A 22,559-nucleotide genomic window follows, 5' to 3' on the forward strand; every position below is an offset into this window, starting at 1 on the left:
AAGGCCTCCTTGAGGGACCCAGGGTCCCTCAAGGAGGCCTTCACGGACCGGTGCTCACCGACGCCCGAGGGCGACACGACATTTTTGCCTCACCCCTCAATGGAACCGTCATTACCACTCACGAATCCCACGCCAAAACAGTTACGCCCATTACAACCTTTCCCTTTTCCGGAACCCCCGGCCACGCATTACTTGTGTGTCAGGACATCCGCCAGTAGCGTCTGCACGAGTTGGCCGTTCGGCCGGAGAAGTCGAAGTGAGGAAGCCCGAATGTCAGTGATGACCGGGCGCGTTCCGCGCGCCTTCCTGCTCCCGGCCGTGCTGGGGCTGGGGGCGCTTTCCTTGGCTTCCGCCTCCGCCGAGCCGGCGCCCGCGACCACCTCCGCGCAACAGGCCGAAGCCGAACAGGTGACCGCCGCTGCCGGTCTGCCGTTCGGGTTCTACGTCGGCGACGAGAAGCAGGCCACGACGAGCCATGTCGCCAAACTCGGTTCGGACATCACGTTCCCGCAGGGCCGGTTCGACGGCTCGCTCCTCGGCCTCTCGGGCAAGGTGCCGATCACCGGCAAGCTCGTCATCCCGTCGACGGAAAGCTACTTCGTGTCCTTCCGGTTCATGCCGGCGACCGGCACGGTCGAGCTGATCCCGGACGGCGACGCCACCGGGACGGTCGAGGTGAAGACCGGCGCCACCACCAACTGCAAGGCGGTCGGCACCAACCTGTGCGGTGATTCCGACGTCACCAACAAGGTGTTCATCAAGCTCTCCAACGTCAAAGTGGACGGCAAGGTCCTCGACGTCGGCCCGAACTGCCGGACCGCGCAATCGGTCGCGGTGAACATCAAAGCGTTGATGCCGCTCGGATTCCCGGCCCCGTCGGTCAAGGCCACCAGTACCTTCTCGACGCCGGGCTTCACCGGATGCGGCGTGCGCGAGGACCTGAGCCCGTTGCTCACCGGCCTGGTTTCCGGCCCCGGCAACACCTTGGTCACCAACCTCAAGCTGCGGTGCGTCGGCTCGGGCCCGCCCCCCAACGGATGCGGAGCCTGACGATGACCAATCCCGTCGCCCTGCTCGCCCGCGCCCCGGAGAAGGCCGCCGCGGGCCTGCGTGAATTCGGCCGCATGTGCGCCATGGGCCTCGACGTCATCCTCGCGATGTTCCGCCGTCCGGTGCAGATCCGCGAGTTCATCCAGCAGTTCTGGTTCATCGCGAGCGTGTCGATCACGCCCGCGATCCTCGTGTCGATCCCGTTCGGCGCGGTCATCTCGCTGCAGCTCGGCTCACTCACGAGCCAGATCGGCGCGCAACAGTTCAACGGCGCGGCGAGCGTCCTCGCCGTCGTGCAACAGGCCAGCCCGATCGTGACGACGCTGATCATCGCGGGCGCGGGCGGTTCGGCGATCTGCGCGGACCTCGGCGCCCGTTCCATCCGCGAGGAGATCGACGCCATGGAGGTGCTCGGCGTCTCGCCGATCCACCGGCTGATCGTGCCCCGGGTCCAGGCGGCCATCGGCGTTTCGGTGCTGCTCAACGGATTGGTCAGCGTCGTCGGCGTTCTCGGCGGCTACTTCTTCAACGTCATCGTGCAGGGCGGGACGCCGGGCGCGTACCTCGCGAGCTTCAACGCGCTCGCCCAGCTGCCCGACCTCGTCGTCAGCTCGATCAAGGCGTTCATCTTCGGTTTCCTCGCCGGCGTCGTCGCGGCGTACCGGGGCCTGAACCCCCGCGGCGGCCCCAAGGGCGTCGGCGACGTCGTCAACCAGTCGGTGGTGATCACGTTCCTGCTCCTGTTCTTCGTCAACACGATCCTGACCGCGCTGTACCTGCAGCTCGTCCCCGCGAAGGGAACCTGATCCCGTGACCAGCGTCCCCGAACGGGCCCGCGAGGCGTTCAAACGCCCGGGCAACAGCCTTTTCGAGCTGGGTGACCAGCTGCTGTTCTACGTCCGCGCGCTCGCGGCGATCCCGATGGCCGTCACCCGCTACTTCCGCGAGGTGGTGCGCCTGCTCGCCGAGGTGACCTTCGGCAGCGGCGCCCTCGCGGTGATCGGCGGCACCGTCGGCGTGATGGTCGGCCTGTGCGTGTTCACCGGGATCACGGTGGGATTGCAGGGTTTCAGCGCGCTGAACCAGATCAACATCTCCGCGATGACCGGCTTCCTCACCGCGTACTTCAACACCCGCGAGATCGCGCCGCTTTCGGCGGGGCTCGCGTTGTCCGCGACGGTCGGCGCCGGATTCACCGCGCAACTGGGCGCCATGCGGATCTCCGAGGAGATCGACGCGCTCGAAGTGATGGCCGTGCGCAGCATGCCGTACCTCGTCACCACCCGGATCGTGGCCGGGTTCATCGCGATCATCCCGCTCTACGTGATCGGCCTGCTGATCTCGTACCTCGGTTCGCGGGTGACCACGGTCGTCTTCTTCGGACAGTCCGGGGGCACCTACGACCACTACTTCTCGTTGTTCTTACCGCCGGAAGACGTCCTCTGGTCGTTCGGCAAGGTGCTCGTGTTCAGCGTCGGCGTCATCCTCACGCACTGCTTCTACGGCTACCGCGCCGCAGGCGGGCCGGCCGGTGTCGGAGTCGCGGTCGGCCGCGCCGTGCGGACGTCGATCGTCCTGATCAGCGTGCTCGACCTGTTCCTCAGCCTGGCGATCTGGGGCGCCACCACGACGGTGAAGGTCTCCGGGTGAGCGCGCGGGCACGGACGCAGGCGGCGGGGGTGGTCTTCCTCGTCATCCTGGTGCTGCTCGGCTGGGTCGCCGTCGCCATTTTCAACAAGGATTTCGAACGCGCGGAACTCGTCACGCTCAAGACCGACCGGGTCGGCAACCAGCTGGCCCCGCCCGCCGAGGTCAAGGTGCGCGGCGTCCCGTTCGGCGAGGTCCGGGCGGTCCGGGGCAGCGCGGACGGCGCCGAGATCGACCTCGCCATCGACCCGGCGAAGATCGATCAGCTGCCGCGCAACGTTTCGGCCCGGCTCCTGCCCAAGACGGTGTTCGGCGAGCGTTACGTCAACCTCGTGCTCCCGGACCGGCCCGCCGGTGGCCCGCTGCGCGACGGCGACGTCATCGGCCAGGACCGCTCGGCCAACGCGATCGAGCTGGAACGCGTCCTCGGCGATCTGCTGCCCCTGCTGCGGGCGGTGCAGCCGCAGAAGCTCAACAGCTCGCTCGGCGCCATCTCGCTCGCACTCGACAATCGAGGGAAATCCCTGGGGGACAGCATCGTCCAGCTCAACGACCTCCTCGGCCAGGTGAACCCGCTGATGCCGCAGTTCAAGGCCGACATCAGCAAGCTCGCCGACGTGGCCGACCTCTACACGGGCGCCGCGCCGGACATCCTCAAGGCGCTTTCGGATCTTTCCACGACGGCGAAGACCATTGTGGACACTCGCGCGGACCTCGACAAGCTGTACTCCAGCGTCACCGCGGCGAGCGGTGATCTCAACAAGTTCCTGGTGGAGAACAAGAACAACATCATCGGCGTCAGCGTGAAGAGCAGGCCGACCCTGGAGCTGCTTTCCCGCTACTCACCCGAGTTCCCCTGTCTCTTCGACGCGGTGAACCGGCTCAAACCGGTGATGGAGAAGGCGCTGGGCAAGGGCACCGGCGAACCGGGCCTGCACGTGACGCTGTCGGTCCACGACCCGCGCGACAAGTACGTGCCGGGCCGGGACGATCCGCGGTTCGATCAGAAGGGCGGCCCGCGGTGTTACGGCGGGGGCGCGACTGCCTCGGCGGTGTCGTTCGCCGCCGAGGGGGACCTCGGCCCGGCCAATTCGCAGGGGGAGCGGGGGCTGGTCGCCGAGATCCTGGCGCCGTCGCTCGGGATGAAGCCGGCCGAGGTCCCGGACTGGAGCAGCGTGCTCGTGGGCCCGGCCCTGCGCGGAACGGAGGTGACCGTCCGATGAGGAGTGTCCTGGGCCCGGCGGTCAAGGGCCTGATCTTCTTCGTGATCACCGCGGTGGCGACCGGGATCCTCGCGATCACCATCGCCAACTCCGGGGTCGGCACGACGGTCGGCTATACCGCCAGATTCACCGACGCGACGTCGGTCAACCCCGGCGACGAGGTCCGGATGTCCGGTGTCCGGATCGGGCAGGTCGACTCCATCGGCGTGGTCGAGCGGCGGCTGGCGGACGTGCGGTTCTCGATCGAGAACAAACGCCGTCTCACCGCGGGCGCCACGGTCACCATCCGGTACCGCAACCTCGTCGGCCAGCGGTATCTCTCCATCGACCCCGGTCCCGACGGCCCGGCGGCGCTCGGTGACGGCGCGCTGATCCCGCCGGAGCGCACGACTCCGGCGCTGGATCTCACCGCGTTGTTCAACGGGTTCAAACCGCTGTTCCAGGCGCTGTCGCCGAGCGACGTCAACCAGCTGTCGTTCGAGATCGTCCAGGTGCTGCAAGGGGAGGGGAGCACGATCGACAGTCTCCTGGAGCACACCGCGTCCCTCACGAGCACGCTGGCGGGCAAGGACAAGGTGATCGGCGAGGTGGTCGGGAACCTCAACACGGTGCTCGACACGCTGAACTCCCAGGGCGATCAGTTCGACAAACTCGTCGACGTCACCGCGCAGCTGGTCTCCGGGCTCGCGGGCGACGCGAAGCCCATCGGGCAGGCGATCGGCGGGCTCGGCGAGCTGACCACGTCCACCGCGGGCCTGCTCCAGGACGGCCGGGCACCGTTGAAGGCCAGTATCGACACCCTCGGCGCCCTGTCGAAGAACCTCGCCGACAACACCCCGGTGTTCGAGCAGTTCCTCACGAACCTGCCGAAGAAGCTGGACCGCATGGGCGCGATGGTCTCGTACGGCTCGTGGTTCAACTTCTACCTGTGCTCGGTCAAATCGGACGCGCCACCCGCCCCGGGCGGCCCGCCGGTCGGCATCCCGCTGACCCAGGGACGGTGCCGGTGAAAGCGCCCAGGATCAAACCCTTCCGGAGCCGCAACCCGATCGTGGTGGGCACCATCACGGCCGTGCTGATGGCGGCGGCGGGCTCGGCGGTGTTCTTCTCCGACGATCTCCCGCTGGTCGGCGGCGGCACCACGTACGCGGCGGAGTTCACCGAGGCAGCCGGGCTCAAACGCAACGACGAGGTCCGGGTCGCCGGGGTGAAGGTCGGCGAGGTCTCCGACGTCCTGCTCGACGGTGCCCGCGTCAAGGTGCTGTTCCGGGTCAAGGACACCTGGATCGGCAACCGCACCACCGCCTCGATCAAGATCAAAACCCTGCTGGGACAGAAGAACCTGGTCATCGACCCGGTCGGCAACGCGGAACTGGATCCGGACCAGCCGATCCCGGTGGAGCGCACGAGTTCGCCGTACGACGTCACCGCGGTGTTCAACGACCTCGCGAACACTGTGGGCGCGATCGACACCGATCAGCTGGCGAAGGCGTTCGGGACGCTGTCGGAAACGCTCGGCGCGTCCACACCGCAGGACGTCCGGACCGCCTTCGACGGCATCACCGCGCTGTCCAAGACACTCGCCTCACGCGATGAGGAACTGGTGAAGCTGTTCCAGAACACGAACAAGGTGTCCCAGACGCTCGGCGACCGGTCACAGCAGATCGAGGCGCTCATCCGCGACGGCAACACCCTGCTCACGGAGCTGAACGCGCGCAAGGACGCCATCGCCAAGCTGTTCAGCGGAGTGAAGAACCTGTCGGTGCAGCTCAAGGGACTCGTCGCGGACAACCAGAAGACGCTCGGCCCGGCGCTCGACCAGCTCGACCGCGTCGCCACGGTCCTTCAGCGCAACCAGGACAAGCTCAACGAGAGCCTGCGGCTGGCGGGGCCCTTCTACCGGCTGCTCGGCAACGCGGTCGGCAACGGCCGCTGGATCGACACCTACATCTGCGGGCTCGTCCCGACCGGCGGCACGCCGGGCAGCTGCATGCCGTCGAGGAACGGGGGACGCTGATGGGGCGCCACTTCACACTGTCCGACCTCGGGGCCCACGCGCGGCGACGGGCCTGGGTGCGGCGGCTCGCGCTCGCCGTCGTCGCCGGGCTGCTCGTGACGGTGGTCTGGCCGCTGCTGACCCGGGAGGCCGACCGAGTCTTGACCGGGTACTTCACCGCGACCGTCGGGGTGTACCCGAACACCGAGGTGCGCGTGCTCGGCGTCCCGATCGGTTCGGTCACCAAGGTCGAACCGAAGGGCACGAACGTCGAGGTGACCATGTCGGTACGGCCGGACGTCAAACTGCCCGCCGACGTCGGCGCCGTCGTGATCACCCCGAGCCTGGTCGCGGACCGGTACGTGCAGCTCACCCCGGTGTACCTCGGCGGGCCGGAGCTGGGCAGCGACGCCCGGATCCCGCGCGAGCGCACCGTCACCCCGGTCGAGGTCGACGAACTCCTCGGCAGCCTCAACCAGCTGATGACCGCGCTGGGGCCGAAGGGCGCCAACCGGGACGGCGCGGTCAGCGACGTGCTGACCAAGGCCGCGACCTACCTCGACGGCAACGGCGGCAAACTCGGCGAGGCGATCAAGAACCTCGGCGAGTTCGCCAGGACGGCCAGCGACTCCAAGGACGACCTGTTCAACTCCGTCGACAACATCAGCAAGTTCACCGCGATGCTCGCCTCGAACGACGGCAAGGTGAAGGAGGCGATCCAGCAGATCTCCTCGATCAGCAAGATCCTGGCCGATCAGCGGGACCAGTTCTCCGGCGCGATGACCGAACTCACCGAGGCGCTCAGCGTCGTCCAGGGCTTCATCAAGGACAACCGGGGCAAGGTCAAGTCCGATGTGGACAAACTCGCCGAGATCACCAAGGTGCTCAGCCAGCAGAAGGCGTCGCTGAGCGAGGCGCTCGACGCGGCGCCGAACGCGCTGGCGAACGTCCTCGGCGCGTACAACCAGGGCGCCGGGACGCTGGACGGCCGAGGGAACATCACCGAATTCTCGGGGGCGAAATGAAGTCCCGGCTCAACTGCGCGGCCGTCCTGGTCCTCACGCTGGCCGCGACCGGCTGCAGCAGCGGCGTCGACGTCTACGACATCCCCTTGCCCGGCGGCGCCGCGCTGGGAGAGCGGCCGATCCACGTCACGGCGAGTTTCAGCAACGTGCTGGACCTCGTGCCGCAGTCCGGGGTGAAGGTCAACGACGTCCCGGTCGGCCAAGTGCGGACGGTCGACCTGGCACCGGACGGCCGCAGCGCGGTGGTCGGGCTGCTGATCAACGGGGACGTGAACCTGCCTTCCAACGCCGTCGCGCGGCTGCGGCAGGCGAGCATCCTCGGCGAGAAGTTCGTCGAGCTCGCGCCGCCGGTCGACGGCACCCCCAGTGGGCGGCTGGCCGACGGCGCGGTGATCCCTCTCGCCAGTTCGTCGCTGACCCCGGAGATCGAGGAGGTCTTCGGCGCGCTTTCCCTGCTGCTCAACGGTGGAGGCGTCGCGCAGGTGCAGAACATCACCCGCGAACTCAACGACGCGCTCGGCGGGAAGGAGAGCGCGGCCCGCAGTCTGCTGTCCAATTTGGACACTTTCGTGCGCGGACTGGACGAGCACAAGGCGGAGATCACCCGCGCCATCGAGAGCGTCAACAAGCTCGCGGCGACGCTGAACGCGAACACCGAGGAGATCAAGGCGACGCTGAACGGGCTCACTCCCGGGATCGAGGTGCTGAACCAGCAGCGGCAGGCACTGGTCGGGATGCTGAAGTCACTGGACGGGCTCACCTCGGTCGCGGTCGACACGGTGAACCGCAGCAAGGACGACCTCGTCGCCGACCTCAAAGCGCTCGAACCATTGCTGCGACGGCTGGCCGACTCGGGGGACAAGCTGCCGAAGGCGATGGAGATGATCTTCACCTTCCCGTTCCCCGACGCCGCGCTCGACGCCATCCGCGGTGACTACCTGAACACGTTCCTGACCTTCAAGAACAGTGGTGGTCGCTGATGCTGACCAGGTTCGTCCGTGCCCAGCTGGTGGTCTTCGTGGTCATCGCCGTCCTCGGCATCGCGTACGTCGGCGCGACGTACGCGGGGCTGGACAAGCTGGTGCTCGACCGCGGCTACTCGGTGAAGGTGCGGCTCGCCACCGGCGGCGGGATCTTCAGCAACGCCGAGGTCACCTACCGCGGCGTGCCGATCGGCCGCGTCGGCGAACTGCGGCTGACCGCGTCCGGGATGGAAGTGGACCTCGACATGGACCCGGGTGGTCCGGAGGTTCCCGCGGACACCGAGGCCGTCGTGGCCAACCGGTCCGCCGTCGGCGAGCAGTACGTCGACCTGCGGCCGCGGCGCGGCGACGGGGCCATGCTGCGGGACGGTTCGGTGATCAGCGAGGCGGACACGAAGATCCCGCTCCCGGTGGACGTCGTCCTGTCCAGTGTGGACTCTTTCGCCAACTCGGTGCCGAAGCCCGCCCTGCGGACGGTGGTCGACGAGCTGTACAACGCGACCAACGACGCGGGCCCGGCTCTGGACCAGCTCGTCGGACGGGGGATCGAGTTCGTGCGGGAGGCGAGCGCGCACGTCGGGCCGCTGACCAGGTTCGTGACCGACGCGCAGACCGTGCTCGACACGCAGGTTTCGCAGGCGGACGCGATCCGCTCGTTCGGCGCCAACGCGAAACTGCTGGCCGAGACGCTGAAGAGCTCCGACGGAGATCTTCGACGGCTGATCCCGGCCGTGCCGGCGGCCGCGAACGAGCTCAGCACGCTCTTGCGGGAGACCGGCCCGAGCCTCGGCATCCTGCTGGCGAACCTGCTGACCACGGCGGACGTGCTGGAGACCCGGCAGGACGGCATCGAGCAACTGCTGGTCACCGCCCCGAAGGCGGTCGCCGCGGGGCACGCGATCATGGGACCGGACGGCGCGCATGTCGGCCTGTCGCTGACCTTCTTCGATCCGCCGCCGTGCGTCACCGGCTACGGCACGGGCTATCGCGACGGACTCGACACGTCGGCGCGTCCGTTGAACACCGCGGCGCGCTGCGCCTTGCCCAAGGGTAATCCGACGAACGTGCGCGGCTCGCAGAACGTGCCGGGAAGGTGAAGGCGATGACTCGACTCGCGGTCCTGGTCGCGGTGGTGGCCACCGCGCTCGCCGCCTGGTTCGGCTACTCGTGGTGGGACGCGAGCCGGGACGACGGCGTCGCGCGGGCTACGGTCCGCGAGGAGGCGTTACAGGCGGGCAGGCAGTCCGTGGCCGCACTGACCACTTTGGACTATCGCCAGGCCGAACAGGGCTACGAGAACTGGCTGAACCTGTCCGGAGGCGCGTTGCACGACGAACTGGCGCGAGACCGGGAAGGCGGGCTCGGCCGGATCGGCCAGGCGAAGACCGTGACCACCGGCCGGGTCGTCGACGCCGCGGTGACCGAGGTGGACAGTGGCGGCGGGACCGCCGAGGTGATCGCTTCGGTCGAACTCGAGGTCCGGCCCGAAGGCGGGGAAGCCGTGACCAAACACAACCGGTTCCGCGCCGGCCTGAACCGGACGCCGGACGGGTGGCGCGTCACGTCGCTCGGCCAGGTGCCGGTGACCGACACCGGAAAGCCCTGAGAGGAGGACGGGATGACCACGAAACGGAAACCGGTGCGGCGCGCCGTGAAGGTGGCCGGGAAAATGGGCGGGAGCACCCGGGTCCTCGAACGCCCCGAAGAGGAGGACTCGTCGATTTCGGAAGCTCCGGTCGACGTCGCTCCCGTGCGGCGGCGGGGTGCGGTGGTGTTCGGCGCGGTCGCGGTGGTGATGGCGGGCCTCGCGGGGTGGTTCGCGATCGAAGCGCGGGACGCCACGGCGGTCTTGGCGCACAACACCGCGCTGACCGACGTCGCCACCACCGCGGAGGTGAGCGACCAGATCGGCAAGGCGCTCGGCACGGTCTTCTCGTACCGCTACGACGATCCAGCCAAGAGCGAGCAAGCCGCGAAAGAGGTCCTGACCGGACCCGCGCTGGGACAGTACGACCAGCTGTTCGCGCAGGTCCGGGGGCTGGCGGCGGAGCAGAAGCTGGTCGTGACGTCGACCCCGGTGGTCTCGGGCGTCAAGGTCCTCGACGGGGACCGGGCGTCGCTGCTGGTGTTCCTGGACCAGACCGGCGTGCGCGGGGACGGGCAGCGCAGTACCGGTGCGGCGCAGCTGAGCGTCAGCGCCGAACGCTCCGACGGCCGCTGGCGCGTCACCGCCCTCGCCGCCGCCTGACCCCTCGCCGCATCTAAATGCGGAGCTGGCGCGAGCGCCGAAGTACATGAAGGCCCCCTTCCTTGCGTCTAGCGCAAGGAAGGGGGCCTTCACGTACTTGCGATCTGGGTGACGGGGCACCGAACTCCCGTGATCAGACGCGAGTTCGCCGTCAGGAGGGGGCCGCCCGCAGGGCCAGGATCATCTCGAACCGCCGCTCGGGATCCCGCAGCCCGTCCGCGAACAGCGCCTCAAGCTCCTGCGCGCGCGACCGCACAGTCTGCGGATGCACCGCGAGCCGTTCCGCCACCTCGCGGACGTTCCCGCACGTCTCCAGCCACGCCAGCAGCGTCCCGGCCAGACGCGAATGCTGCTTCCCGGTCAACCCGGCCAGCGGGCCGAGCCGTTCCCGGACCAGTTCGGCGGCCAGGAACGGTTCCTTGAGCAGCCACAGGCGCGAAAGATGGTCGACGCACCACGTCACGGGCTCGTCGGCGAACGCGCCGGAGTCGACGAGCCGCAGTGCCTCTCGTGCCGCACGCAGGGAACGCGCGGCGTAGGCGGGCGGGACCGCGGGGCCGATCGCGGCCCGCCAGCCCGCCAGGTCATCGGCGAACTGCTCCCGTTCGTCCGGTCGCGGGGCGGGGAGCAGCAGGCAGGGGGAGGGGCTTTCGAAATCGGCCAGCGCGGTCGAAGCGGCCGCGGGAGTCTCGTCCGAGGGCTGGTCGAGGGCGACGGCGACGAGCAGGTCCGGCAGCTCCCAGCGGGCCAGGTCGGCGGCGTGCTTGACGACTTCGGGCGGTGACGGCGGCTCGGTGAGCAGGAGCTCCATGAGCCGGTGCCGCCGGCGCTCCAGAGCGCCGGCGGCCTTCTCCCGCGCCTCCGCGTGACCCTCGACCGACAGCGCCGACAGCTCGTCGATGTAGGCGAAGATGGCTTCCGCGAGCAGGCACAGCGTCGCCGAAGGCACTCCCGCGCGACGCCCCGCCTCGGCCACCCGGCGCCACGTCACCCTGGCGCCGACCCGGTACGCCGCCTGGAGGACGTCGACGTTGCGGCCCTGATGGAACTCCTCGACACCCAGGCTCAGGAACACGGCCCGCCGGTCTTCCGACGGCGCTTCCGGGTTCCCGATCCGCTCCACGAACTGGATGAACGCCATCTGGACGCCGGTCTTGAGCGACTTCCCGAACGCGCCGTCCAGCGGCCGCGCGTAGTCGGGGATGGTCCGCTGGATCTCGCGGACCACCTCCCCGGCCACGTCGGCCAGCACCGGCCGGAACACGGTCGCCAGCTCTCTCGGCAGCAGCGCCCAGAGCTGGACGGGACGCCCGCTCGACCCTCCCGGCCGGGCGGGCGTGAGGAGCGGGCCGTACGTCGCCTCGACCCCGCTGCGACCATCCTGCGGTCGGGTCACCTCGTCACCTCGTTGTGAGTGGGAAACGCTGGTCAGTCGTCGGCGAGCAGGGCCTCCGCGCGCAGGGCGATCTCCATGTCGAGCCGGTCGTCCGCGTTGTTCAACCGGTCGCCGAAGAGATCGATGAGCTGGTGCATGCGGTAGCGGACGGTCTGCGGGTGGACCTTGAGCTTCTTCGCGATCTCCGGCGCGCTGCCCCGGGACTGCAGCCAGATCAGCAACGTCTCCCCGAGCCGCGCCCGCTGCTTCGGCGTGAGGTCGTCGAACGGGGCGAGGCTGCGCGTGCACAGCTCACGGACCAGGAACTCGTCCGCGAGCAGCCACAGGGTGGACAGGTGATCGCTGTACCGCGTGACCGGGTTGTCCGGCAGGACCCCGCGCTGGACCAGCCGCAGCGTGCGGCGGGCCCACAGGAGGGAGCGCGGCGCCTCGGTGAGCCGCACGGACGGGCCGATCACCGCGCGCCAGCCGGGGAGCCGCTCGGCGAGGTCCTTCAGGTGTTTGTCGGGGTCGCCGGTGACCAGGCAGGGCTTGGGGCCCTCGAAGTCGACCAGGACGTCGGCGTCCAGGTCGGCGCTGTCCGGGTCCAGCGGGCCGAGCCGCCGTTCCAGCGCGACGACCGTGACCTCGGCGGGCAGCGCCCACTGGGCGTTGGCGGCGTGCGAGGCGATCGACTGCGGTGAGGACGGCGGATCGGAGAGCATCAGTTCGAGCAGCCTGCGCCTGCGTCTCGCCCTCGTGCCCGCGGCCCGTTCCTGAGCGGCCGTGTAGCCCTCGATGGACAGTGCGGAAATCTCGTCCACGTAAGCGAAAATCGCCTCGGCCGCGGTGCACAGGAGATCGGCGTCCGCTCCGATCGCCTGCCCGAATTCCGAGACGTGCCGCCACGCGACCCGACCGCCGACGCGGTAGGCCGTCTGCAGGCAGTCGAGGCTGCGGCCTTCCTTGAACTCGACCTTGCCGAGGTTGCGGAACACCGCCGACCACTTGTCGAGCGGGGCCGTCCCCTGGCCGACCGTATCGAGGCAGTGCAGGATCGCCTGCCGGATACCCTGCGTGATGATCTGTCCGAACGCGCCTTCCAACGGCTGCGCGTACTCGGGGACGGCTCGTTGCACCTCCTGGAGGATGGCTCGGGCCAGGGGATCGGCGCGCGGCCGGAACCGCTCGCCCATGTCCCTGGGCAGTGACGCCCACAGTCCGTTCGCACCGGTGCTGCGCACAGGTCGGTTCTCCACTGGGGTTCTCGGTGCCGGCGTGAAGGCGCGCGGTCGCTGGACCGGACCCGGTGGCTGGCGGTGCGGGGTGGCGGGGTGACGCACGTCGGGGTCGGGCCGTGCGGACCGCAGATCGTGCCGCGAGAATCCGGTATCCAAGTCGGTCATGTTTTTTATCCTTGCTGGCAACAAAATCAGCCTCTTCAACGGTGAAGCCGATCCAGATTTTGTGGCTCACGCAACATAAAATCCGGCTGAGAGGGCTGTCAACGGCTGGTGGGGCCTTGATCGGCCACCTGGATGGACTACACCCGAACGGGTGGTCCGATCCGGTGGCGAGTGACATTTAGGCCGGCCTCGAATGGCGTCCGGATGACAACTTTTCCGGGACCTTCTCCGGCGTCCCGGCCGCCTCGCTGGCGCGGATGAGCACCTCGACGACCTCGTCCAGGCTCAACCGGGCGGGCGCGGTCTCGGCGAGGAAGCGGTCGAGCTCGCCGCCGAACCGGGCCGGGTCGGCCACATGTGGAAAGTGTTTCGCATTTTCGAACACCGTCAAGCGGCTGTCCGGCAGCAGTTCGGCCGTCTTCCGGCCGTGGGCGACCGGGATGAGCGGGTCGTGCGCGCCCCAGACGACGAGCGTCGGCACCTCCCGGGCCAGGTAGAGCTTGTCGATCGCGCTCGCGCGCTGGCCGCGGAGGTCGATCAGGCTGCGCGCGATGAACAGGAACGCCCGGCGCCTGCCCGGATCGGCCAGTGACGCCAGGTGCCGGGTCAGCTCCCGGGTCTCGGGTGAGAGCTTTCCGCCGAGTGCGCGGCCGATCGCGGCGAGCCCGTGGGCGATCGCGACGGTGACCGGGTTGACCGCGGCGGAGAGTGTCACCCTGGCTCCCGGCAGCGCCGTCGCGCGCAGCACCGGGGTCACCTGCGGGCCGAGGCCGGCGCTGCCCACGAGCACCAGCCGGGCGCACATCTCGGGGAACTGGTAGGCGAACTGCATCGCGATCCCGCCGCCGAGCGAATGCCCGGCGATGGTCGCGTGCCGGTTCCCGGTGAGCGCCAGGATGTCGCGGACCACGCTGGCCATCGCGCCGAGGCCGTAGTCGGCCCGGGGCGCCCCCGAATCGCCGTGGCCGGGCAGATCGGGGACGAGGACGCGGCGCCCGAACCCGGTCCGCTCGAAGTGGCCGAGCAGCGGGACCCAGGTCTCACCGCTGCCCGAGATCCCGTGCAGCAGCAAGAGCGGCTCGCCGGTGACGTCCTTTGTGGACGGAAGGTATTCCCGCAGCCGGATTTCCCGCCCGTGCAGGGTCAGTGTGCGCGCTTTGAGAGCCATGTCCCGCCTTTCCGTGGTCAGGCGTCAAAATAACGTGGAGAACGGCGCTTCCGTCAGCGTGTCGCCGGACACGTCCGGTAATGGACACCCGGATGACAAGAATTTCGGTTCGGACCCCGATCCGGATGCCAAAACCATGACGACGGGGCAATTCCGCATCGACATTCTCGCACCGTCCCGGTATTCAGGAAAGCGTCGGTAAACACCCGTCACCACGGGGAGAAATGCGATGGCCTGCCGGGCGGACTTCCACGTAGACCAGCCGAGGGCGAACCGTGCCCGCCGCGGCCTCCGCTGGGTGCTGCCCACCGTACGGCCGCCGGAACGGCGGGTCCGGCGGGTCAGTTCCCTCGCTCCTCGTCGCGGCGGTGGGCGCGCATGAGCCGCTGCGCCCGCAGCGCGAGTTGCATGCCCAGCCGGTCGTCGGCGTCCCTGAGCCGGTCGCCGAACAGTTCTTCCAGCTGACGGAGGCGGTTCCGCACGGTCTGCGGATGGACGCCCAGCCGTTGCGCGATCTCCGGTGCTCCGCCGCGGGTCTCCAGCCACGCCAGCAGGGTTTCGCTGAGGCGCTCCTGTTGTTTCTCGCTCAGCGAGGTGAACGGGTCGAGGCTTCGTTTGGCCATCTCGGCGCCGAGGAAGTCCTCGGCCAGCAGCCACAGCGTCGCGAGGTGATCCCGGCACCAGATGACCGGGCCGGGCGCGTCCTCGCTGGTCAGCCGGAGCGCGCGGCGGGCAGTGCGGAGGGCGGCCGGGGCGTCGGCGAGCGGAACGACGGGGGAGACCGCCACGCGCCAGCCGTCCAGCGCGTCCTTCAGCGGCGCGAGATCGGTGTCGGGATCCGCGGTGAGCAGGTACGGGTCGGCGGAATCGAGGTCGAGCAGCACCGTGTCGTCCAGGAGATGGGCGGGGAACTCCGGGGCGCCCGGAGCACGCTGGAGCGCGACCATGGCCGCGGTCGCCGGAACCCGCCAGCCCGCGCCGCCGGCCAGGCCGCCGATGCTGCACGCGGACCCGTCCGGCGCCTGGGCGATCAGTTCCAGGAGGCGGCGGCGCCGGAGCGGGACCGCGCCCGCCGCCTTGGCTTCCGCCTCCTGGTAGCCGTCGATCGTCGTGGCGCACAGTTCGTCGACGTAGACGAACACGCTCTCCGCCGCGAGCGCGATGACTCCGGCGCTGACACCGAGTCCGCGCACGATGGGCCGCATCGCCCGCCACGCCGTCCGCGCGCCGATGGTCGCGCTGTCGTGCAACGGTTCCAGGCTCCTGCCCTCGGTGAACTCGATCCGCCCGCGCATGCGGTAGAAGTCGATCCAGCGGTCGTGGGGCAGGTCCGCATCGCCGATGCAGTCGACGTAGTGGCGCACCGCCCGCTCGCAGGAGACGACCAGGACTCGGCCGAAGACCCCGCGCAACGGCTGCGAATATGCCGCGACCGACCGCTGTACCTGCTTGATCATGGCGGCCGCGGCGTGCCCGGTATACGGACGCAGTTCGTCGCCGAGCGAACGCGGCAGCGTCGCCAGCATGCCGAAACTGCGGTACTCGACCACGAAGACCCCACCTTTGATTTTCTTCGAACCGGAGACGGGAAACATGAATCCCTTTGCACAACCGCGTCGGAGCGACGGGAACGGGTGCCGAAGTGTTTCTACTCGATCGGCCGGGGGCGCGTACCGCGAATGTGACGTTGAATTGACGACGGAAAGTCGCGATACTCGATGCCCGCGACACGGATGGGCGTTTCGGCGCGGCGGCTTTTGACACGGATGTGGCGACGGTCCTACGCTCCGTGCATTCGAGTGCGCCGATGGCGCGCGGACGAAAGGGAATTCGTGCCCGTAATCGTCGGCCTGGTCAACAGCGGGGGAAAGCACACGTGAGCTGGCAGCCCGTTGGCGCGTTGTGGGCACGCCTCCCGAGGGAACTCGGTGACGCCGTCCGGCCCCGGATCCCGGCGATCGCCCGGCACTGTGTCGAAGCCGTGGCGTCCGAGATCGGCGAATGCGCCGAAGTGTTCGGTGACGGCGAGGCCCGCGCGGCGGCCGTCGAGCTGACCAGGCGCAGCATCGAACGCGCCATCGACCGGGTCGGCGTCCCCGAGCTGCTGCAGAACGACCTGCTGACGGACTTTCGCGCGCAGGGCCGGATCGCGTTCCACCAAGGACTCAGCCGAGAGGCCGCGCAGGCGGCGTTCCGGGTCACGAGCCGGGTGCTGTGGCGGTCGATCGCCGCGGCCGGACGTCAGCTCCAGCTGTCCGGCGACGTCCTCTACGGCGCGGCGGAATGCCTCTTCGGTGACGTCGTCGAGGTGACGATGGCGCTGACGGACGGCTACAACGCCGCGCAGGCCGAGTCGACGGGACCGGCGGAGCAGCGAGCCCGGCTGTTCCGGCTGCTGACCGGCGGCGCGGGGTACACCCAGGCCGACGCGGGCGCGCTCGCCGTCGCCATCGGCTGGCGGATCCCGTCCCGTGTCACCGCGGTCGTCTTCGTCGCGGAACCCGGCGCGCCCGCGTTCCCGTCGGGCCTCCTGCCCCCGGCGGTACCCGCGGATCTCGTCTCCGACGCGCCCGGTGCGCTGGTGGCGTGTCCCGAGACCGATCTCGACGGCCTGCGGGAACTGCCTTCCGGCTGGTCGGCGACGGTCGGGGTGCCGGTCCCGGCGGACCAGGCCGCCGAGTCGTTCCGGATCGCGCGCCGCGCGTCCGAGCTGGCCCGGCGGGGGATGATCACCACGGTCGGGCCGGTGCTCTGGTGCGAGGAGCACCTCACCACGCTGCTGTTGCTCGCCGACGAGTTCCTGCTGGACCAGCTGGCCGAAGAGACGCTGGAACCGCTGTCGGGGCTCGCGCCGAAGCAGCACGACGAGCTGTCGGCGACCCTGCTCACGCAGGTGCAGACGCGGGGGAGCGCGCCCGAGATCGCCCGGCAGCTCGCCGTGCACCCGCAGACTGTGCGGGCCCGCCTGCGGCGGCTCGCGGAACTGTTCGGAGAGCGGCTGGACGATCCGGATCAGCGGCTGCGGATCGAACTGGCGCTGCGAGCGGAACGGCTGCGCCCAGCCGACGTCTGACGGGCGCCGGCGACCGGGAACACCCAGCGCCGGTAGCCCCACCAGCGGAACGCCGAACCCGCCGCGGTGCCCAGCAGCATCCCGCTGACGAAGTCGGCGATCTCCTGCGCCAGGAAACCGACCTCGGGGACTTCCAGACGCAGGACGTACCGCGAGATCAGCGGTGGGCACAGGTTGATCGTCACGGCGATCGCGTTGACGGTGAAGAACAGCGCCGCCTCGTGGAGGCGCCGCCTGCCGCCGCGGGTGTGGAACGCCCAGCGCCGGGAAAGCAGGTACGCGAAGGCCGTCGCCACGACTGTCGCGATGGCCAGCGCGGTGACGGGTTTCTCTTGCAGGACGGTGAGTTTCAGCCCGTAGTTGGTCCCGAGGGTGAGGCCGAACGCGGCGAGGCCGACGGTGGCGAACCGGAGCAGCTCACGCCGCTTCCCGGTCCGCGCACCGCCGCGTGCCGCTTCGTCCGCAAAGGACGTTGGGGCGGTTCTGAGCACCGCGGGCTCAGCAGTTCGACGTCGCCGGGGCGCCCGCGACCCGGTCCTTGAGGAAGGCCAGGACGTCGGCGTTGCCGGTGTAGACCGCCGTGATGTGGTCGGTGTCGAAGGTCTTCCAGGTCGTCTTGACCCCGGCCGCGCAGTAGGCCTTGTGCAGCGCGTCGGCCTGGGCGAACTGCACGAGCTGGTCCTGGGTGGCGTGGTAGAGGAACACCGGGACCTTCGGCGGGGTGCCGCCGAGCTTGTTCTCGTTGAGCCGCTTGACCCATTCCGGCCGGACGTAGCCCGCGCTGGTCGTGTAGTCGGCGATCTTCTGGTTCGCGTAGGTGGTGAGCAGCTCGAACGTGCACGCGCTCTTCTGCATCTCCGCGAGTTTCACACGGCCGTTGTCGCTGAGGAACGAGTCCAGCTTCAGCTCGGGGTACGCGTTGTCCAGGCCGACGAGGGCGTAGGCGAAGACGCCGAAACCCGCTTTCCCGTCGAGTTGCAGGGTGACCTGGACGAGGTCGGCGGGCACGCCACCGGCGGCGACACCGACGAGGTTCAGCTCCGGCGCGTAGGCCGGCTGGAGTTCACCGGCCCACGCGGCCGCGCCACCGCCCTGCGAGTATCCGCGGAAGGCCACCTTGGCGTCGGCGGACAGCTTCGTCTCCGGCAGCCGTTGCGCGGCGCGGACCGCGTCGATCACCGCCGGGCCTTCGGAACGCCCGACCACGTACGTCGTCTTCGGATCCTGACGGTAGCCCTCGTAATCGGTCAGCGCGACGGCGTATCCGGCGTCGAGCGCGTCGTCGAGACCGGACTGCTCGTAGAACGCGCCGATGTCGATCATCTTCGACGGCGTGCACTCGAACGCCGGGCCGTGCGTACCGGCCGCGAACGAGACGATCGGCGCCTTCGCCGGGTCGACGTTCTTCGGCACCAGCACCGTCCCGGTCACCGCGTCCGGCCGCCCGAGGGCGTCCGTCGACAGGTACATCACCTGCCAGGCGTTGACGGAATCCTTACGCGGACCGGCTTTCGAAACCCGCGAGCGGATGATGTCGCCCGGTTTGCCCGCCGGGAGCGGGGACGGCGGGGTGTAGAACGAGTCGTCGGACGCCGCCGGGGTGGCGGAGTTCGCCGGACTCCAGCCCAGCGCGGTCAGCAGACCGGCGGACAGGACGGTCGCCACCGCCGCGGCGAGCAGCCGGCGGGACGGGCGGGGGAGCGGGATCGGCACGGCCGGGCCTCCAGGTCGGATGGGCTAGCTGAGAGAGAAAGCGGGGGGCGGCGGTGAGCGGTCGGTCCAGTGGGTCAGGCGTTGCCGCCGTAGACCTGACGGCAGGTCGTGGATTCGGCGAACGCGAGGTTCAGCTCCGGGTTGGCGCGCAGGGGCTTGATCGGGCCTTCCGGCTCGCTCAGGCCGCTCATCGAGGAGTCGGCGTCGGCGACCACCTTCTGGAGGCTCGCCTGGTCGGTGACCTTCGCGTCCTGCATCTTCGCCAGCGTCGCGGTCACCTTCGACTTGGTCTCACCGAGCGTGGTGGTGGCCTTGTCCACAGCGGACTGTCCATCCGGGACCGGCGGAACGCCGGCGTTCCGGATCCCGCCCGCCATGTCGTCGAGCGCGGCGGAGAGCGAAGTGAGGAAACCCACCATGGCGGTCTTCGTTCCCTGGGGGTTGGCGGGATCGAACGCGGGCGGCTGAGACAGCTTCGCCGAGCCTGTCGCGACCCCGGAGCACACCTTGTCCACCCAGGCGAGCGCGGCCGGGTCGGCGTGGCGCCCGGTGTCGGCGGGCTTGTCGGACCCGCAGGCGCCCAGCAGGACCGCGGCGGCGGTCGCGGAGACGATGGCGAACGCGATTCGCGCTGCCGTGCGGCGCATTCTTTTCATGGTTTCCCCGTCGAATTCGGCGAAAGAGGGCCGGCCGTGGCACGAGGAGCGGGATTCCGCGGTGGTCGGCGGTGACCGGCTTGCTGAACCGCGAGGTTACTCACGAAAGAAACCGGCAGGCAAGACGGGGATATGCGGGAAAAGGGCGATTGGCACGCGCGAGATAGTTTCGCGAGACGCGTTTGTCACCCGCGTCAGCGGTTCCGCTGGCGGCTCCAAGCGGCTCTGCGCTGCGGAAACCCATGTGCCGCTACTAGGAACCGGGTGCGCGCACCGTGCCAGGGTGACAATTTACCGGGACCGCGTCAACTTTTCCGGGGAACCACTTGATAGCGGTGTGGACGCGTCGTTAGTTTACTGTTCGGTTGCGATCCGTCAGACATCGTCGCTACCCGGAGAATTCTCTCGGGCCGATATTCATTGCTCTGGGGAATTGTACGCCGTTTCGTATCATCGTTGATACCACGGAAGGACGATCGTGAGTCACCGTAGAGGAACCAAGAAGGCGGTCGCCGCCGCCGCTGCCGGTGCCGTGGGGCTTGCCACCGCGGTACTCGTGGCCGGGGCACAGAACAGTGTCGCCGATCCGATCTCGCTCCCGCTCAACTACCACTGCAACCTGCCGCTCGTGGGGTCGCAGTCGCTGAAGGTGGTGATCAACACCGATCTTCCGCTGTCGGTCAAGACCGGTCAGCCGACCGGTACGTTCGACATCAAGGCCATCTCCACGATCAACGCGGACACGGTCAGCGGACTCAACCTGATCGGTGCCACCACGTTGGAAGGCCAGGCCATCGCGGCGGCGACCGTGGCGGCACCGGGGCTCAACCTCCCCGTCAAGGTCCCCAACGACATCGCCAAGCAGAACATCCCCACCTCGGGCGAGATGACGGTCAACGCGGCGGGCAAGACCCCTTCGCTGACCTTCAACCAGCCCGGCGAGGCGAAGATCACCGTGGGTGACCTGCAGCTGAAGGTCACCCCGCGCAAGGCCGACGGTTCGGTCACCGGCATCACGCCGGACGGCACGATCGACGCGCCGTGCACGCAGGACCCGGGCCAGAACAACACCCTGGCCACGATCAAGATCGGCGACGGCGGGGGCGGCACCACCACGCCGACCACACCCACCACCCCGACCACGCCGACGACCCCCACGACGCCGACCACCCCGACGACTCCGCCCACCAGCACCCCCGGTGGCGGCGGGATCAAGTACGCGTTCGGCATCAAGGGTCAGACCGCGCTGAAGTCGCTCGGCAGCACCGCGCCGATCAACGGTGGCTTCGACGCGGACGTCGACCTGGCTTCGAAGACGTTCACCGGTGACCTCAAGCTCGACCCGTCGTCGACCCAGTTCAAGCTGTTCGGGTTCGTCGACGGTCGTTCGGAGATCAAGGTCGAACAGGTCGGCAAGCAGACCGGTGAGCTCGTCGGCACCGGTTTCAAGGCGCACATCAAGTTCAACGTGTTCCTGCCGAGCGTGCAGGTCTTCGGGATCCCCATCAGCAGCGACCCGAAGTGCGGCACGGTCAGCCCGTCCACCAGCGAGATGACCACCGGTCCCGACTTCGACCTGCTCAAGGGCGGGAAGCTGACGGGCACCTACTCGCTGTCGGCGCTGCAGAACTGCGGTCAGCTGAACGACTGGGTCAGCGCGTTCGCCAAGAGCGACGGCAACACGCTCGACCTGAACCTCACCAAGAAGTAGCCAGAAAGCCGGTCCCCGCCGCTTCTCGCGGCGGGGACCGGTGCTCGTTTCAGTGCCGTTTAGCGCCGTTCAGCGCTGTCAGGAAGGCGACCATGCCCCTTCGCATCAACGTCCGGATGCTGCTCGCGGCGGGCCTCATCGTCCTGCTCACCGCCGGCAGTCTGCTGTTCGTCGCCGTCCGCAGCGCGGCGGCGGGCACCCCCGTGGACAAGAAACTGTCGTTCACCTGCCCGTTCCCGCTGATCGGGTTGCAGAAGCTCGACGTGAACATCAAGGCCGACTTCGAGGTCCCGACCGCGCCCGGCGGCACGCTCACCACCTCCGGGCTGACGATCACCGTCACCGTGCCGGACAAGGCGGCGCGCGGGCTCAACCTCGTCGGCGCCACCACCATCGAAGGCACCGCGGCGGCGGGCGTAACGCTGGTCAACGGCGACGCGAACCCGTTCCCGGTGCGCATTCCGCTGAACGTCGCCAAGACCGACATCCCGCCGTCCGGCACGTTCAGCCCGGTCGCGACCGGTTCCGTGCCCACGGTGACGCTGGCGAAACCGGGCAAGACCACGCTGACCGTCGGTGACTTCACCACGCGGTTGACGCCGAAGAAGGCCGACGGCTCGTTCACCGGACTCGGCTCGTTCACCTCGGACTGCACGCTCGACCCCGGCCAGGACGCGGTCCTGCTCTCCTTCGACCTCGGCGAAAAGCCGGCGGGGCACCGATACGCGGTCGCCGGGAAGACCGGCGTCAAGGCGCTCGGTGCCATCGCGCCCCTGACCGGCGCGTTCGACCTGAGCCCCACCGCGGCCACGGTGTTCAGCGGCGGCCCGGTGTTCGACAAGGCGCACACCGAATTCCGGCTGTACGGCTTCGTGCCGGGCGCGGCCGATCTCGAGTTCGTCGCCGACGGACCGCAGGGCGGCGATCTCGCCGGGACCGGTTTCGTCGCGCGACCCCGGTTCACCACCGTGCTCCCGCTCGTCACGATCGTCGGCATGCCGGTCAGCAGTGGGCCGGGCTGCAAGACGTCGGCCCCGTCGACGGCGGAACTACGCACCGGCGAGGGTTTCACGATGGCTTCCGGTGGGACGCTCAGCGGCACCTACTCGCTGGCGCCTTTGATCGGGTGCGGCGCGTTCACTCCTTACTTGAGCACTTTTGTGCAGGGTGAGGGCAATACGTTCGATCTCGTGCTGACGCCGCGGAAGGTCTAGTGGCGCGGTGGTGGGGGGGTGGGGGGTTTGGGGGGTTTTGAATATAGACGATCTACAAAAACTAATTAAGG

Annotated in this window: 21 protein-coding genes; 14 read left to right on the top strand and 7 right to left on the bottom strand. The window is 69.0% G+C overall.

The window, feature by feature from the left end; translation table 11 throughout:
- The first annotated feature begins 270 nt into the window (after positions 1 to 270).
- Genes AB0N89_RS38165 through AB0N89_RS38215 form a run of 11 tightly spaced genes read left to right on the top strand, consistent with a single transcriptional unit; the run spans position 271 to position 10,172 of the window.
- A complete protein-coding gene (locus AB0N89_RS38165; protein ID WP_364215632.1) occupies positions 271 to 1,050 on the top strand; it encodes a hypothetical protein in 780 nt (259 codons plus the stop codon).
- A 2-nt stretch (positions 1,051 to 1,052) separates the two neighbouring features.
- Entirely contained in the window at positions 1,053 to 1,856 is an 804-nt protein-coding gene (locus AB0N89_RS38170; protein WP_005167237.1) for an ABC transporter permease, read from the top strand.
- 4 nt (positions 1,857 to 1,860) lie between these two features.
- Positions 1,861 to 2,700 carry an ABC transporter permease gene (locus AB0N89_RS38175; protein WP_005167235.1) on the top strand — a complete coding sequence of 280 codons (840 nt, stop codon included), beginning with the start codon at positions 1,861 to 1,863 and terminating at the stop codon, positions 2,698 to 2,700.
- A complete protein-coding gene (locus AB0N89_RS38180) occupies positions 2,697 to 3,920 on the top strand; it encodes an MCE family protein (protein WP_364215636.1) in 1,224 nt (407 codons plus the stop codon). Before AB0N89_RS38175 ends, AB0N89_RS38180 begins: the two co-directional genes overlap by 4 nt.
- Positions 3,917 to 4,930, top strand: coding sequence for an MlaD family protein (locus AB0N89_RS38185; protein ID WP_364215638.1), 1,014 nt, complete (start codon positions 3,917 to 3,919; stop codon positions 4,928 to 4,930). Before AB0N89_RS38180 ends, AB0N89_RS38185 begins: the two co-directional genes overlap by 4 nt.
- The gene (locus tag AB0N89_RS38190; protein WP_364215640.1) at positions 4,927 to 5,937 is read left to right on the top strand and encodes an MCE family protein; all 1,011 of its coding nucleotides are present in this window, start codon (positions 4,927 to 4,929) and stop codon (positions 5,935 to 5,937) included. The genes AB0N89_RS38185 and AB0N89_RS38190 overlap by 4 nt, the downstream gene beginning before the upstream one ends.
- On the top strand, positions 5,937 to 6,941 hold the full coding sequence (locus AB0N89_RS38195) for an MCE family protein (protein ID WP_364215642.1): 1,005 nt from the start codon (positions 5,937 to 5,939) through the stop codon (positions 6,939 to 6,941). Before AB0N89_RS38190 ends, AB0N89_RS38195 begins: the two co-directional genes overlap by 1 nt.
- The gene (locus tag AB0N89_RS38200; protein WP_364215645.1) at positions 6,938 to 7,921 is read left to right on the top strand and encodes an MCE family protein; all 984 of its coding nucleotides are present in this window, start codon (positions 6,938 to 6,940) and stop codon (positions 7,919 to 7,921) included. The genes AB0N89_RS38195 and AB0N89_RS38200 overlap by 4 nt, the downstream gene beginning before the upstream one ends.
- A complete protein-coding gene (locus tag AB0N89_RS38205) occupies positions 7,921 to 9,021 on the top strand; it encodes an MlaD family protein (protein ID WP_364215648.1) in 1,101 nt (366 codons plus the stop codon). Before AB0N89_RS38200 ends, AB0N89_RS38205 begins: the two co-directional genes overlap by 1 nt.
- Positions 9,022 to 9,026: 5 nt before the next feature.
- Positions 9,027 to 9,530 carry a hypothetical protein gene (locus AB0N89_RS38210; protein ID WP_364215651.1) on the top strand — a complete coding sequence of 168 codons (504 nt, stop codon included), beginning with the start codon at positions 9,027 to 9,029 and terminating at the stop codon, positions 9,528 to 9,530.
- Positions 9,531 to 9,542: 12 nt separating this feature from the next.
- Positions 9,543 to 10,172 (top strand): hypothetical protein, encoded by a 630-nt coding sequence (locus AB0N89_RS38215; protein ID WP_364215654.1) that lies wholly within the window; start codon positions 9,543 to 9,545, stop codon positions 10,170 to 10,172.
- Positions 10,173 to 10,323: 151 nt separating this feature from the next.
- Here AB0N89_RS38215 and AB0N89_RS38220 read toward each other — a convergent pair whose 3' ends face one another.
- From AB0N89_RS38220 to AB0N89_RS38235, 4 genes are all read right to left on the bottom strand, one after another.
- Positions 10,324 to 11,568 carry a helix-turn-helix domain-containing protein gene (locus tag AB0N89_RS38220; protein WP_364215657.1) on the bottom strand — a complete coding sequence of 415 codons (1,245 nt, stop codon included), beginning with the start codon at positions 11,566 to 11,568 and terminating at the stop codon, positions 10,324 to 10,326.
- A 32-nt stretch (positions 11,569 to 11,600) separates the two neighbouring features.
- Positions 11,601 to 12,791 (bottom strand): helix-turn-helix domain-containing protein, encoded by a 1,191-nt coding sequence (locus tag AB0N89_RS38225; RefSeq protein ID WP_364215660.1) that lies wholly within the window; start codon positions 12,789 to 12,791, stop codon positions 11,601 to 11,603.
- Positions 12,792 to 13,131: 340 nt separating this feature from the next.
- On the bottom strand, positions 13,132 to 14,121 hold the full coding sequence (locus AB0N89_RS38230) for an alpha/beta fold hydrolase (protein WP_364215663.1): 990 nt from the start codon (positions 14,119 to 14,121) through the stop codon (positions 13,132 to 13,134).
- A gap of 341 nt (positions 14,122 to 14,462) precedes the next feature.
- Positions 14,463 to 15,716, bottom strand: coding sequence for a helix-turn-helix domain-containing protein (locus tag AB0N89_RS38235; RefSeq protein ID WP_364215666.1), 1,254 nt, complete (start codon positions 15,714 to 15,716; stop codon positions 14,463 to 14,465).
- Between the two features lie 281 nt (positions 15,717 to 15,997).
- Here AB0N89_RS38235 and AB0N89_RS38240 point away from each other — a divergent pair, with 281 nt between their 5' ends.
- Positions 15,998 to 17,194 carry a helix-turn-helix domain-containing protein gene (locus tag AB0N89_RS38240; RefSeq protein WP_364215669.1) on the top strand — a complete coding sequence of 399 codons (1,197 nt, stop codon included), beginning with the start codon at positions 15,998 to 16,000 and terminating at the stop codon, positions 17,192 to 17,194.
- Here the strand turns inward: AB0N89_RS38240 and AB0N89_RS38245 are convergent.
- The 3 genes from AB0N89_RS38245 to AB0N89_RS38255 form a co-directional block, all read right to left on the bottom strand.
- Complete coding sequence (locus AB0N89_RS38245; RefSeq protein ID WP_364215672.1) at positions 17,134 to 17,685, bottom strand: GtrA family protein; 552 nt, start codon at positions 17,683 to 17,685, stop codon at positions 17,134 to 17,136. The two genes, AB0N89_RS38240 and AB0N89_RS38245, sit on opposite strands and share 61 nt — an antisense overlap.
- 7 nt (positions 17,686 to 17,692) lie before the next feature.
- Positions 17,693 to 18,907, bottom strand: a complete 1,215-nt coding sequence (locus AB0N89_RS38250; protein ID WP_364215675.1) for a lipase family protein — start codon at positions 18,905 to 18,907, stop codon at positions 17,693 to 17,695.
- Between the two features lie 74 nt (positions 18,908 to 18,981).
- Complete coding sequence (locus AB0N89_RS38255) at positions 18,982 to 19,554, bottom strand: hypothetical protein (RefSeq protein ID WP_364215678.1); 573 nt, start codon at positions 19,552 to 19,554, stop codon at positions 18,982 to 18,984.
- Between the two features lie 487 nt (positions 19,555 to 20,041).
- On the opposite strand from AB0N89_RS38255, the gene AB0N89_RS38260 reads away from it, so the two are divergent.
- Together AB0N89_RS38260 and AB0N89_RS38265 are read left to right on the top strand one after the other, a co-directional pair.
- Positions 20,042 to 21,274, top strand: a complete 1,233-nt coding sequence (locus AB0N89_RS38260; RefSeq protein ID WP_364215681.1) for a DUF6801 domain-containing protein — start codon at positions 20,042 to 20,044, stop codon at positions 21,272 to 21,274.
- Between the two features lie 92 nt (positions 21,275 to 21,366).
- On the top strand, positions 21,367 to 22,488 hold the full coding sequence (locus tag AB0N89_RS38265) for a DUF6801 domain-containing protein (RefSeq protein WP_364215684.1): 1,122 nt from the start codon (positions 21,367 to 21,369) through the stop codon (positions 22,486 to 22,488).
- Positions 22,489 to 22,559 lie beyond the last annotated feature (71 nt).

The sequence above is a fragment of the Amycolatopsis sp. NPDC089917 genome (assembly GCF_040684635.1).
In the GTDB taxonomy this organism is placed as follows: domain Bacteria; phylum Actinomycetota; class Actinomycetes; order Mycobacteriales; family Pseudonocardiaceae; genus Amycolatopsis.

Bases quoted from the DNA above. Each gene is read 5' to 3' on its own strand.
- AB0N89_RS38185 (WP_364215638.1), top strand. From the start codon at position 3,917: ATGAGGAGTGTCCTGGGCCCGGCGGTCAAGGGCCTGATCTTCTTCGTG.
- AB0N89_RS38235 (WP_364215666.1), bottom strand. From the start codon at position 15,716: ATGTTTCCCGTCTCCGGTTCGAAGAAAATCAAAGGTGGGGTCTTCGTG.
- AB0N89_RS38215 (WP_364215654.1), top strand. From the start codon at position 9,543: ATGACCACGAAACGGAAACCGGTGCGGCGCGCCGTGAAGGTGGCCGGG.
- AB0N89_RS38195 (WP_364215642.1), top strand. From the start codon at position 5,937: ATGGGGCGCCACTTCACACTGTCCGACCTCGGGGCCCACGCGCGGCGA.
- AB0N89_RS38230 (WP_364215663.1), bottom strand. From the start codon at position 14,121: ATGGCTCTCAAAGCGCGCACACTGACCCTGCACGGGCGGGAAATCCGG.
- AB0N89_RS38210 (WP_364215651.1), top strand. From the start codon at position 9,027: ATGACTCGACTCGCGGTCCTGGTCGCGGTGGTGGCCACCGCGCTCGCC.
- AB0N89_RS38170 (WP_005167237.1), top strand. From the start codon at position 1,053: ATGACCAATCCCGTCGCCCTGCTCGCCCGCGCCCCGGAGAAGGCCGCC.
- AB0N89_RS38255 (WP_364215678.1), bottom strand. From the start codon at position 19,554: ATGCGCCGCACGGCAGCGCGAATCGCGTTCGCCATCGTCTCCGCGACC.
- AB0N89_RS38200 (WP_364215645.1), top strand. From the start codon at position 6,938: ATGAAGTCCCGGCTCAACTGCGCGGCCGTCCTGGTCCTCACGCTGGCC.
- AB0N89_RS38265 (WP_364215684.1), top strand. From the start codon at position 21,367: ATGCCCCTTCGCATCAACGTCCGGATGCTGCTCGCGGCGGGCCTCATC.
- AB0N89_RS38205 (WP_364215648.1), top strand. From the start codon at position 7,921: ATGCTGACCAGGTTCGTCCGTGCCCAGCTGGTGGTCTTCGTGGTCATC.
- AB0N89_RS38165 (WP_364215632.1), top strand. From the start codon at position 271: ATGTCAGTGATGACCGGGCGCGTTCCGCGCGCCTTCCTGCTCCCGGCC.